The organism is Nitrosophilus labii (assembly GCF_014466985.1).
Lineage (GTDB): Bacteria > Campylobacterota > Campylobacteria > Campylobacterales > Nitratiruptoraceae > Nitrosophilus_A > Nitrosophilus_A labii.
Map to the genome: position 1 here is coordinate 1574241 of NZ_AP022826.1, position 11923 is coordinate 1586163.

The window sequence follows — 11923 nt, forward strand, 5'->3', positions numbered from 1 at the left end:
GGGGAAGACCATAGAGGCAATCTTAGGAGTTTATCAAATCCTTAATCTTTCCTGAAAGCTCGCATATTTTATCAATTTTCTCTTTACTTGTCAAGTCGGATAAAAGTATCTTAACAAAAGCACTTCCAACAATCACACCGTCACAATAAGCGGCCTTCTCTTTTGCCGTCTTTTCATTGACGCCAAAACCGATATATACAGGAGTATCGGTATATTTTTTTATATTTTCAACTATTGGTGATACATCCTCTTTCTTATCGCTACCGGTAATCCCGGTATAAGCAACAAGGTAAATAAACTTTTTGGAGTCTTTTACTATTGTTTTTATTCTCTCTTCACTATCTGTTGGCGCTACAAAATCGATAAGAGCTATCTCTTTTTCGTCAAACATAGCTCTATAGGTCAAAGCCTCCTCATAAGGAAGGTCTGGAATTATAAATCCGCTAACGTCAAGCTTCTTAGCCTCATCTAAAAAATAGTCCATCCCTTTATGATAAAAAGGGTTGAAATATCCCATCCATAAAGTATCTACTGTTTTTGCGATCTTTTCGCTGATATAAAAGGTATCCGCTATTTTAAATCCATTTTGAAGAGCTCTTACGTTAGCCTCTTCTATTACCGGGCCGTCTGCAACCGGATCTGAAAAAGGAATCCCAAGCTCTATAGAATCCACACCATTTTCTTTCATCGCCAACGCAAGATCTACGGTAAACTCTCTATCCGGTAGTGCTGAAGTTATATAGGCAACTAGCTTTTTCAAAAGCAATCCTTATAATTTAATATTAAAAAATAAACTGTTAAAGAGATTAAGAGGTTAAGAGTAAAAATACCTCATGACCTTTTTCTATTTTTATCGAAATTATACCTCTTTTTTGATAAAATGAATTATAAATAGACTAAACATTAGAGGATTTGATGAATAAAAAACAAACAATAACATCCATAAAAGAGGCAAAAGGCAAAGAGCCTCTTGTGATGATTACGGCTTACGATGCACTTTTTGCAAAATTGGTAGAACCATATGCCGACATGATATTGGTTGGTGACAGTCTCAATATGAGTTTTTTGGGAAAATCCGATACGCTTTCTGCAACTATAGAACAGATGATATACCACACAAACGCAGTTTGTAACGGTGCAAAAAAAAGTTTTGTTATATGCGATATGCCCTTTGGAACCTATAACACAAAAGAGGAGGCCTTGCAAAATTCGATAAAGGTATATAAAGAGACTCCAGCCGATGCAGTTAAAATTGAGGGTGGAAAAGATAAAGCCCACATAATAGAGTATTTAACTAAAAACGGAATAGCCGTTGTAGGCCATATCGGACTACTACCTCAAAATGTAAGAAGTGAGGGCGGTTACAGAGTCAAAGGAAAAGATGAGATCGAAATAGATGAGCTGATAGAAGATGCAAAAGCGGTAGAAAAAGCCGGAGCTTTTTGCATAGTTATAGAAGGCGTAAAACCAAAAGCTGCGAAAGAGGTTACTAAAAGTGTCAAAATTCCTACTATAGGTATAGGTGCGGGAGCGGATACGGACGGACAAGTTCTTGTTTGGTCGGATATGCTTGGATTTTTCGAAGAGTTTAAACCAAAGTTTGTTAAAAGATATCTAAATGGCGCCGAGCTTGTCAAAGATGCTTTGAAAAACTTTGCAAAAGAGGTAAAATCAAGAGAGTTTCCTGACGAGAAACATAGCTACTAAAGAGGAACTATGGAAAGAATAGTAGAGATTGAAAAGTTTAGCGAAGAGGGTGGATTTGAAAACTCTCTTAGACCTTCAAGATGGGATGAATATATCGGACAGGAAAAAATCAAAAAAAACCTCAAAGTATTTATAAAAGCTAGCAAAAAAAGAGACGAAGCACTCGATCATATCCTTTTTTTCGGCCCTCCTGGACTGGGTAAAACCACTTTAGCTCATATCATTGCGCAAGATATGGAATCAAACATAAAAATAACCGCGGCGCCTATGATAGAAAAGAGCGGAGATTTGGCCGCGATTTTGACAAATCTTGAAGAGGGAGACATACTTTTTATAGATGAGATACATCGACTTTCTCCAGCAATTGAAGAGATTTTGTATCCTGCTATGGAAGATTTCAGACTAGATATCATCATAGGAAGCGGACCCGCAGCTCAAACTATAAAGATAGATATTCCAAGATTCACTCTCATAGGTGCGACAACAAGAGCCGGAATGCTTAGTAATCCTTTGAGAGATAGATTTGGGATGCATTTTCGTATGCAGTTTTATACGCCCAACGAGTTAGCAAAAATCATACAAAACGCCTCAGAGAAACTTGGAAAAAAGATAGAAGATGACGCAGCTCTTGAAATCTCAAAAAGAAGTAGAGGAACTCCAAGGGTTGCCCTTAGACTTCTTAGAAGAGTAAGAGATTTTGCGGAAGTAGAAAACGAACAGATTATCACTTTAAATAGAGCCAAAATAGCTTTAAATGAGCTAGGCGTAGATGAAAGAGGATTTGATGAGTTGGATATAAAACTTTTAAATCTTCTTGCCTCATCAAAAGGAAAACCTCTTGGGCTTAACACTATTGCGGCCGCTTTAAGTGAAGATGAAGGAACAATCGAAGATGTAATAGAACCTTTTTTATTGGCTAACGGATATATCGAAAGAACTGCTAGAGGAAGAGTGGCAACACCGAAAACTTACGAACTACTAAAACTTTCACCTAAAATACAAGATACACTCTTTTAAGGATAGGTTTTGAAATCGACACATTTTTTAGGTATTCTTATCCTGGTTATCGGATATTTTACATATAAAATATTCTATCCTTTTTTAGAAACCATAACAATTGCCATTTTACTAACAGTTGCTACCTACAGAATAAACCACTTTTTCATAAAAAAGACAAGACACAAAACCATTTCGGCACTTCTTAGTACCGCCGCTATATCTATACTCTTTTTCGCACCTATAGTCTACCTCATTACAAGTGCGGCAACAACTATAGCCAATATAGATATAAACTACATAAAAGAGATTTACTCAAATATTCACAACTGGATTACAGACTTTGTTTCTCAAAATAGATTCTTTAAAAATAGTAATATTTTAGAATTTATAGAAAAGATAGACCTAAACGAAACCGTTCATAAACTAATAACCGTAGCTTCTTTTTTAGCTACAAAAAGTGCCAAGTTTTTAAAAGATATAACCCTGATTTTGATTTTCTACTTTTTTTTAAACCTTTACGGAAGAGATATTTTACTCTATTTTCAAAGGATTGCTCCTCTATCAAAAGAAGAGAGCTCAAAACTTTTTGAAAATCTAGCAAATGTCATGGGAGTGGTTTTTAGCTCAATTTTAGTTACGGCTTTTTTTGAGGGGATACTCTTTGGAATAATTGCTCAATTATACGGATATAATGGATTAATGTTTGGTATATTATATGGTTTTGCTTCTTTGATTCCGGTAGTTGGTGGAGTTTTAATGTGGCTACCTTTATCTATCCATCAATTCGCCCTTGGAAATATAAACGCTGCTATTACAATAGCACTCTACTCAATTATAGTTATATCCTTAATAGCCGATACATTTATAAAACCTATAATTATTAAATATATAGACTCCCTAATGATTAAAAAAGATATCTATGTTAATGAACTCTTAATCTTTTTCTCTATAGTTGCTGGACTAGCAAGCTACGGCTTTTGGGGTATGATTTTTGGACCTGCCGTTATAACGCTTTTGATTTCGATTTTTAACATTTATCCTGAAGTAAGCAAAAGCAGCAAATAGTGATGAGTAATTAGTGAACAGTAAACAGTAATCAGTGAGCAGTGAATGGGTAAGCTCACCCATCACTTGTCACTGCTCACTTATAACTCGTCACTCAATAATATGCCCCACAAATTTGCTCATATTATCTATTATCAATTCACCTCTTCTAAAACCTACACCACAACCTTCATAAGCAAAAAATACTCCGGCTTGATAGACTCTTCCCCTCTCATCTTTTGGAAGTTCTATAAACTCTTGATATATAGGTTTAAAATTTCCATACTCACCATCTTTTTTTTCTATTAAATCACCGTTTTCATCATAAATAACAACATTTTCTCCCTCTCTACCAAAGCACCTTTTCTCTACAAATTTTTTTCCTTCTATAGGCTCAAAAGAGGTCTTTAAAAGTAGGGGATGATCTGGGAAGAGATCCCACAATATCTTCATCATCCCTTTACTTTGAAATAAAAGAGTATAAGGAGGATTAAAAATAATCGCTTTTTGATTTTTGACTATATTCGTCAAAATTGCGGCTAACTGAGGTTCTTCGATAGCTATATCCTCCCACGGTATCAATTTAAACCAAAATTCGAAATTTTTCTCATTACAAAAGATACCCTCATCACTAAATCCTACCTCATCTGCGTAGCAAAAATCTGTCTCAAAACCAGCTTCACTTGCCATAATTTGAAGAAGCTTTGTAGTATTTTCATCCTCAATGCTGCCTTTTATGGAACTAAAGAGTATTTTCCATCCCTCATACCACTTATCAAAATTAGAGATATCCTTATGGAGAGTAACAGTCCGTTTAAAATTATCTTTTATAGCCTCATAAACATTATTGAACTGTTTTGCCTCATTGAGACCGTTATATTTTAACATCGCCCACTGTAATATGGCTGTTTCAAAAAGAGCTGTTGGAGTATCGGAGTTAAACTCTAAAAGCTTTATAGGTTTATCATCGATTCCTCCGGCAAAATCAAATCTTGAGTAGATATGCCAGTGAACGTCGTTTTCCCAACTTTTTTTTATAATATCAGCAAGATTAAAAGGTATGTTTAGCTCATGAAAAAGATTGTTCTCTATAACGTATTGCGCAGCCTCTACATACATATCGTACAATTCGTTGGCCGCTTCATAGTAGGCATTTGCCTCATCTTCACTCAAAACAACTAATTCATCGGCTACATAAGGTGAGCCATCACTATCGGTATGCCATTTAAAACCTATACTTTCAAGATACCCTGAGCTTAAAGGCTCAATTTTTTTTAGTCTGACCACTTCTTCCTTTCTTTTTTACATATTTAATCACAAAATATGGCATTACAGCTAAAAAGATCATAAATACAAACGTAGTATAGATACCAATCATGTGTACATCATTATCCATTTTACCCTCCAAAAGAAAAACTAGACTTGGAACTTTGTCCGGTTTTAGAGAAAAAACCGCTTTTTGTGGATGAACTTTTGTTAAAAGAGGCCGTTTTTCTCTTTTTAAAAGACTCCATACTTCTTTGATAAACGGACGGCGAACTATAGCTTTTTTGTCTTTGCTGCTGATATGTAGGATTTTTAAAAAGTTTGCTACCAAGCCAGCTTCCTATAATGGCACCTGCCGCACTTGCCAATATTATCTCTCCTAAACTCATCTGACTGTGAATTTGCGGATTTGTTAAAGAGCTTTGATTATTTTCTATTTTTTTAGCTTCCTCTTTTACCAGTCTATCTAGCTCATCTTTACTCAAAATTCTCTCTGAGCCATTGATGTCTCTTAAAATGACTCTGGTTTGGGAACTTGGATACTCTTCTACTATCTTATAGCTTCCTGGACTAACTTCTTGAATAACTACAAAAGCCCCCTGTTTTTGGACGGCTTCTTCAAAAGCGTTATTTTGATTTTGTGAACTTTTTTGTTCGCAACCAGTTATTCCCATTATCAAAAAGGCGCCCAGTCCGCCAACCATAGCATATTCAGATATTTTTCTTATATGTCTCAACTCTCTTTCTCCATAGATAAAAATATAAAATAATGCTAACTATCATCATAATTATAGATAAAATCTGTCCCATCGTCATCCAGCCACAGCAGATATATCCTAGCTGAATGTCAGGAGCCCTAAAAAACTCCGCTACAAATCTGAAAAATCCGTATAAAAATCCGTAAAGTAATATCAACTCCCCCTCAAAACTCTTTCTTTTTCTATACCAGTAAAGAATAACAAATATTAAAAGACCTTCCAAAAACGCTTCATAAAGTTGAGACGGATGCCTTAAAACTCCATTTACATATATCCCCCAAGCCACATCAGTCTCTCTACCAATCAGCTCTTGATTTAAAAAATTGCCGATTCTTCCGAAAATATAACCAAGAGGTACCGAAATCGCCACTATATCCATCAAAAACCAAAAGTCTTTCTTATATCTTTTAGCATAAATAAAAGTAGCTATCAAAAAACCTATAAGAGCGCCATGATAACTCATTCCCCTTATACCAACAAACGTTCCGTTCATAAACGGATTAAAAATCTGCCACGGATGAGTTAGATAGTATAATGTGTGAGTGTCATAAAAGATAATATACCCTAATCTTGCCCCTAAAATTACGCCTATCTCTACATAGATAAAAAAGGCTTCAAGCTCTTTTTTAGAAATAGGAAGTCCATCTTTTTTTACTAAATATTCGGCAAACCATAGAGCTACAAGAAGAGCTAAAACATACATTATCCCGTACCAATGTACGGGATAATTAAAAATATAAAAGGCTACAGGATCAAATTTATCGTATATATATTGCCATTGTGTCATTATTCAAGAATACATCTTGCATTTAGAGGCTGAACAGGTCTATTATTTTTACCCATTACTTTTCTCATCAGAGACAGCTGCTCTTTTGAAGCTTCGACTTCATTTTTAAGCACTATCCATCTCACTCCCTCAGTACAAGGAGGAGTTGTTAATGAACCGTTAAATCTATAATAGTCTAGTTTTTTAGGAAAAAGTTCTCCCGGATTAAACATCTCGTCTAACAGAGCCACATGGTTGATCTCTTTTGGTAACTTTGATAAAAACTTATCTAACGCAGCGTTTCTTTTTCCCTCTTTAAACATAATTCCTATCACAGCAATGTTTCCATCTTTATCTAAATGAACGAAATGTACCTCCATAGGAAATTGCTCGCCTTTTACCGTGTTTTCACTAGGAGTATGGAAATGAAACTGTTTAAGGGTAAACGTAACTCCATCAACGACAATTTCATTTTTCCCTTGAGTATTGACTTTTATCGTATGTCCGTTATTTACAACACTAACCGAATTTCCCGCATAAGTAATATCAAGTTTAGGTAAATCTGCTTCTATAACTCTATTTATATCTATCGGTGACTGGTTTTTACCCTCTTTACACATAAAATAGCTATCTTTCAAGTCACCCCAATGAGCAGGTCCTGTATCGCCACTATAGCCCCAATGGCCTTTATGCTCTTTTCCGTGATCATGTCCGTGATCAGAGGCAATAGCCACTCCGCTCAGCAATAAACTAGCTACCATAACTCCCGTAGCAATCTTTTTCATAACAACTCCTTTTTTGCAATGTTAAATAATTGAATAGTCATTAAGACTACTCAACTATTTATACATTCTCTTTTAGAGCTTGCGCTATCAATTCCAATGGATTTTTAAAAACAGCTTCCACTCCATTTTGATATAATGCGTTGCTTAGTTGAACCCTACAAGCGCTGCACTCCGCGGCCACTACTTCTGCACCTGTCTCTTTTATCATAGCCGCTTTAGGTTTCCCGGCCGCCTCTGCCAAATGAAACTTTTCACTCTGAATCGTTACACCTCCAAAACCGCAACATCTGTTGGGATCGCTCATCTCTACAAGATTGAAATTTTTACTTAAAAGAGCTCTTGGTTCTTTATATACTCCTTGAACTTTCCTTGCGTGACAAGGGTCGTGATAAGTTACCAAACTATTTAACCTCACTCCCCTTTTTTCTAAAAGAGATTCAAGCTCTGTATGATTGTATAACCACTCCGTAGCCATAAAAATCTTTTGGTTCAGTCTTTCGGCTCTTTTCACCCAATCTTCCATTTTTCTATTTCTAAAAAATACAACCCAATCATGCTTTATCATAGCGCTACAAGTTGCCTCAGGAATCAAAACGGCCTCTACTTCATCTATAAACGTCTCAAAATACTCTATATTTTTTTTAGCTAAATCCTCTACAGTATCAAAATCACCCGTAAAATAAGCAGGCGCAGCACAACATTTTTGCTTTTTCGGTATCAAAATATCGATCCCGAGTTCTTTTAAGATATATACCAACGAATGACCAATATCGGTATAGTTGTAATTGGCTAGACATCCTATGAAAATTGCGACTCTTCTATCGTTTCTGTTTTCTATCCTCTGTGGATAACTATTTAAAAAGCTTTTACTTGCGATAGAGGGCAAAAGTCTATCTTTTTTTATCATCGGCAGTTCAAATCTTGGTATCAGCCCTCCTCTTTTTTTATCCTCTTTTACCGCACAACTTTTAAAAACATACCCTAGCTTACTAGCAATATCCATAACCCATCTATGTCTTAAAAGCCAAAAAAAGATTCTTTTATACCAAGCTATACCATATTTGTTAGCTATATCTTTTCTAACCTCTTCTATAACCATATCGGTCGGCAAAGAGTTTGGACAAACATCAACACAATTAGTACATAAAAAACAGCTCTCAAAAATATCTTTTGCCGTTTTATCGAGTTCTAACTCACCTTTTTGATAATTTCCTAAAAGCTCTATAAATCCTCTTGGACTCGTTACTTCATCTGCATTAACTTGATGTATAGTACATGTTGGAATACATTTACCGCATTTTATACAATCATCACTTATTTTCGTAAATTCGAACAAAACACTCCTTTGTTTTATTAAGTTATGCGGTACTCTATTTAACCGCTATATAAATCTATTTTAATTCTATATCCGTTTAACTACATATTAACTAATAAATTCTAGTTATACCGTCTTACTAAATACCTTTTTTCCTTCCCCATATTTTTTTAGATAAGCGTCAAAGCACATAGCAATATTTCTTATTAACAACGTACCCGTTTGATTTACTTCAATATCGGTATCGTGAATTTTAACCAATCCCTCTTTTTCAAACTCTTTTAACTGCTCTAAAGACTCTTTAAAATACTCTTTAAAATCCAATCCAAACTCTTTTTCGAATCTTTTTATATCCAATTTAAAATTTGCCATCAATTCCATAATGACATATTTTCTAACTTTATCATCAAAATTTAATTCTATCCCTCTCCAATAAGGGAGCATATCTTTCTCTATCGCCTCTTCATACTCTCTCATATCTTTGAAATTTTGTGCATAATAGTCTACACCCTCACCTATACTAGTAAGCCCTATACCTATTAGATCTGCACCACCTTTTGTGGTATATCCTTGAAAATTTCTATGCAGTTCACCTTTTTCAATAGCCTTAAAAAGTTCATCTTCAGGTTTGGCAAAATGATCCATCCCTATCATTTTATAACCATTTTTTGTCCAAAAATCGATAATAAACTTTAATATTTTCAGCTTTTCTTCAGGTTCGGGAAGAGTTGTTTCGTCAATTTTTCTCATCGTCTTCTTCAGCCAAGGAACATGAGCGTAATTAAAAATCGCCAATCTATCTGGATTTAGTTTTAGAGTAAGCTCTAACGTCTCTTTAAAACTATTAAGCGTTTGGAAAGGAAGTCCGTAAATAAGATCAATATTTATGCTCGATATTCCAGCACCTCTAGCAAGTTCAACCGCTTTTTGCGTAATCTCAAAACTTTGCAAACGGTGAACCGCGTTTTGAACCTGTTCGTTGAAGTCTTGCACTCCAAAACTTACTCTGTTAAATCCACCTTCTACTAAAACATCCATCTGCTCTTTAGTCAAAAATCTAGGATCGATTTCACAACTTATTTCTGCCTCTTTGTCAAAGTTTGGAAAAACATCTTTTATAGTTTCTATAATATCTTTTAATTGATTTGCGGAAAAGAAAGTAGGCGTACCTCCTCCAAAATGAAGCTGAATTATATTTCTTGAGGTATCTAAATATCTTTTTAAAATATACATCTCTTTTTTAAGATAAGATATATATCTCTCTTTCTTCTCCTCTTTTGAGGTAAAAACCACATTACAGCCGCAAAAGTAGCATGCACTCCTACAAAATGGGAGATGAAAATATAACGAAAGTGGTCTTTGTGAGTTTTGTTCTTGAAGTTTTTGAATATATTTATCATAGGTAAAATCTTCGCTAAACTCAACAGCCGTAGGATAGCTAGTATATCTAGGACCAGGCTTAGCGTATTTCGTAAACTTTTTAAAATCAATCATATTTTCCCCATTAAAAGATTTACTTTATTGTACAAAAAAAATATAATTTGAGGATAAAATTTAAAATATAAGATTAACGATATAACTCTGACACACTCTTAATTCACGCGATAGCTCATACCGACTCTTAAAATTTACGAAAATCGTTAAAACCTCTTATGGCTATATCGTTAATTTAATAAAATCTTATTTTTTTCCCATAGACAAAAAATTATAGTTGTCACTGATATAATATTTATTCAATTTTGAACCGATATCTTTACACTTTTACTCAAAATATTTCCCAAATTATCTTCCCATACTGCTTTTATCGTACCGCTTTTGAAAACTTTTAAAGGAAATTTTATTACAAGTTTAGGACTAGCGCTTACTTCAAAATCAAAACTGCATACCAAAATATCTTCAAAAAATATCTTGAGCTCTTTTACAAAAAATTTCGGTTTTATTTTATTGGTTGTTTTGTCTCTTTGAAGACCTGAGTCCATAGGGTGATATGTTGCTGCAGTAAATATTACGACATCTCCCTTCTTTATATCTCTTTTTAAAGGCTTTATGACTCCTCTTTTCCATTTAAAATCCATACTCATCTTTATCCTTTAACTACAACCGCTAATCGCTACTTTTACTCTTTTTCTCTTCTCAAAAATCTCACCTATATTGCTTTTTGCTAAAACTACGACCTCTTGAGTTTCGGAGAGTTTTATATTTACAAAGAGATAAGCCTTTGCGTTTATAAAGGTATAATTTGCTTTAACAATATTAGCTACCGGGTTTTTTGTAGCTAAAATATAAATATGTTCAATATATCTATCCCCTTCCATAGGATAGTCTATATCTACTTCAACAGGAACTACAAGACCGCTTTTAACATCTTTTGGGATTTTAAGTTTTATCTTTTTCGAGTTTTTGTAAATCTTTTTTGCACCTTTTACTGCATCTTCGTAAGCTTCTTCAAAATCTATCTTACCCGATACATTTTTAGCACAAATATCAACAGCCGCCAAAGATAGTGCGGCAATAGAACTCTTTTTTAAAAATTCTCTTCTTTTCATCAATATATCACCACCTCTTTAGAGTATACATCCAAAGGCTTGACAACCGCTCCCAAAGATACAAGTTTTTTAGCTTTTCTAATATTTTTGTAAAACTCTTTAAGTTCCGGTTTGAAACTTTTAAAATAGTCAAAAAACTTAGCAGGACCCAAAACAGCACTGGCCCAAAAAACACCCTCTTCGTCAACATCTAAAATAATAGATGCCATAGGTTCTTTTGCGGGACCGGCTAAAACCTTAGCTCCAGTTTTTGGGTCAAAAGCAGAAAGATGTGAGGCGCAAACTATAACTCCTCCCTCTTTATAAGCCATACTCTTTTTCTCTTTTGGAATATACCCTAAAAAACTCTCATTAGGATTTGGATGTGCCAATTGATGGGGACAAATTGCACTGTAAGCTACAACTTTTTTATCTTTCCCCACGCCGCCTTTCCAGATATATTCGCTTCCCTCTTCATCTCTTAACTTAATCTCTTTAGCTGCAGGCTCGCTAAGCTTTATCAAAAAGCAGGGGGTAGAAGCGTACGGATAGTTAAAAACGTAAGTCACTTCTTCTTGTAAAATCTCTTCTTTTAGAGGATTACCGTAACAATCAAGTAGCTTGACTCTGTTGAAAGATTTAAACAACCTTCCGTCATCAGCCTTAAGGTAACCCTCTATTAAAAAGGGTGAGATTGCTACTAAAAGTGTACCTTTAGCACATATTTTAAAAAATGAGCGTCTCTCCATAAACCTCCT

Annotated in this window: 14 protein-coding genes; 3 read left to right on the plus strand and 11 right to left on the minus strand. The window is 34.7% G+C overall.

Translation table 11 applies throughout. From position 1 onward, the window contains the following. Positions 1-22 precede the first annotated feature (22 nt). A complete protein-coding gene (trpA, locus tag NIL_RS07900; RefSeq protein WP_187647235.1) occupies positions 23-760 on the minus strand; it encodes a tryptophan synthase subunit alpha in 738 nt (245 codons plus the stop codon). A gap of 155 nt (positions 761-915) precedes the next feature. Here trpA and panB point away from each other — a divergent pair, with 155 nt between their 5' ends. From panB to NIL_RS07915, 3 genes are read left to right on the plus strand one after another with little or no spacing between them, the layout of a single operon-like run. After that, positions 916-1707 (plus strand): 3-methyl-2-oxobutanoate hydroxymethyltransferase, encoded by a 792-nt coding sequence (gene panB, locus NIL_RS07905; RefSeq protein ID WP_187647236.1) that lies wholly within the window; start codon positions 916-918, stop codon positions 1705-1707. A gap of 9 nt (positions 1708-1716) precedes the next feature. After that, positions 1717-2724 (plus strand): Holliday junction branch migration DNA helicase RuvB, encoded by a 1008-nt coding sequence (ruvB, locus tag NIL_RS07910; RefSeq protein WP_187647237.1) that lies wholly within the window; start codon positions 1717-1719, stop codon positions 2722-2724. 9 nt (positions 2725-2733) lie between these two features. Further along, entirely contained in the window at positions 2734-3771 is a 1038-nt protein-coding gene (locus NIL_RS07915; RefSeq protein ID WP_187647238.1) for an AI-2E family transporter, read from the plus strand. A 90-nt stretch (positions 3772-3861) separates the two neighbouring features. Here NIL_RS07915 and NIL_RS07920 read toward each other — a convergent pair whose 3' ends face one another. The 10 genes from NIL_RS07920 to NIL_RS07960 all read right to left on the minus strand — a co-directional run bounded on the left by NIL_RS07920 (position 3862) and on the right by NIL_RS07960 (position 11914). Beyond that, the gene (locus NIL_RS07920; protein WP_187647239.1) at positions 3862-5037 is read right to left on the minus strand and encodes a glutathionylspermidine synthase family protein; all 1176 of its coding nucleotides are present in this window, start codon (positions 5035-5037) and stop codon (positions 3862-3864) included. Further along, on the minus strand, positions 5015-5146 hold the full coding sequence (locus NIL_RS11090) for a hypothetical protein (RefSeq protein ID WP_281389192.1): 132 nt from the start codon (positions 5144-5146) through the stop codon (positions 5015-5017). Before NIL_RS11090 ends, NIL_RS07920 begins: the two co-directional genes overlap by 23 nt. Before the next feature lies 1 nt (position 5147). Beyond that, positions 5148-5753, minus strand: coding sequence for a UPF0323 family lipoprotein (locus NIL_RS07925; RefSeq protein WP_187647240.1), 606 nt, complete (start codon positions 5751-5753; stop codon positions 5148-5150). Next, entirely contained in the window at positions 5728-6561 is an 834-nt protein-coding gene (gene lgt / locus NIL_RS07930; RefSeq protein ID WP_187647241.1) for a prolipoprotein diacylglyceryl transferase, read from the minus strand. The genes NIL_RS07925 and lgt overlap by 26 nt, the downstream gene beginning before the upstream one ends. Continuing rightward, positions 6561-7325 (minus strand): carbonic anhydrase, encoded by a 765-nt coding sequence (locus NIL_RS07935; RefSeq protein WP_187647242.1) that lies wholly within the window; start codon positions 7323-7325, stop codon positions 6561-6563. The genes lgt and NIL_RS07935 overlap by 1 nt, the downstream gene beginning before the upstream one ends. A gap of 58 nt (positions 7326-7383) precedes the next feature. Beyond that, the gene (locus NIL_RS07940) at positions 7384-8661 is read right to left on the minus strand and encodes a (Fe-S)-binding protein (protein WP_187647243.1); all 1278 of its coding nucleotides are present in this window, start codon (positions 8659-8661) and stop codon (positions 7384-7386) included. A 105-nt stretch (positions 8662-8766) separates the two neighbouring features. After that, a complete protein-coding gene (hemN, locus tag NIL_RS07945) occupies positions 8767-10134 on the minus strand; it encodes an oxygen-independent coproporphyrinogen III oxidase (RefSeq protein WP_187647244.1) in 1368 nt (455 codons plus the stop codon). A gap of 239 nt (positions 10135-10373) precedes the next feature. Then, positions 10374-10721, minus strand: a complete 348-nt coding sequence (locus NIL_RS07950) for a thiosulfate oxidation carrier complex protein SoxZ (RefSeq protein WP_187647245.1) — start codon at positions 10719-10721, stop codon at positions 10374-10376. Between the two features lie 9 nt (positions 10722-10730). Continuing rightward, the gene (locus NIL_RS07955) at positions 10731-11186 is read right to left on the minus strand and encodes a thiosulfate oxidation carrier protein SoxY (RefSeq protein WP_187647246.1); all 456 of its coding nucleotides are present in this window, start codon (positions 11184-11186) and stop codon (positions 10731-10733) included. Next, positions 11186-11914 (minus strand): Rieske 2Fe-2S domain-containing protein, encoded by a 729-nt coding sequence (locus tag NIL_RS07960; RefSeq protein ID WP_187647247.1) that lies wholly within the window; start codon positions 11912-11914, stop codon positions 11186-11188. The genes NIL_RS07955 and NIL_RS07960 overlap by 1 nt, the downstream gene beginning before the upstream one ends. Positions 11915-11923 lie beyond the last annotated feature (9 nt).

Coding starts and splice junctions, on each gene's coding strand:
- hemN (WP_187647244.1), bottom strand. CDS start 10,134: ATGATTGATTTTAAAAAGTTTACGAAATACGCTAAGCCTGGTCCTAGA.
- NIL_RS11090 (WP_281389192.1), bottom strand. CDS start 5,146: ATGGATAATGATGTACACATGATTGGTATCTATACTACGTTTGTATTT.
- NIL_RS07960 (WP_187647247.1), bottom strand. CDS start 11,914: ATGGAGAGACGCTCATTTTTTAAAATATGTGCTAAAGGTACACTTTTA.
- lgt (WP_187647241.1), bottom strand. CDS start 6,561: ATGACACAATGGCAATATATATACGATAAATTTGATCCTGTAGCCTTT.
- NIL_RS07950 (WP_187647245.1), bottom strand. CDS start 10,721: ATGAGTATGGATTTTAAATGGAAAAGAGGAGTCATAAAGCCTTTAAAA.
- panB (WP_187647236.1), top strand. CDS start 916: ATGAATAAAAAACAAACAATAACATCCATAAAAGAGGCAAAAGGCAAA.
- ruvB (WP_187647237.1), top strand. CDS start 1,717: ATGGAAAGAATAGTAGAGATTGAAAAGTTTAGCGAAGAGGGTGGATTT.
- NIL_RS07955 (WP_187647246.1), bottom strand. CDS start 11,186: ATGAAAAGAAGAGAATTTTTAAAAAAGAGTTCTATTGCCGCACTATCT.
- NIL_RS07935 (WP_187647242.1), bottom strand. CDS start 7,325: ATGAAAAAGATTGCTACGGGAGTTATGGTAGCTAGTTTATTGCTGAGC.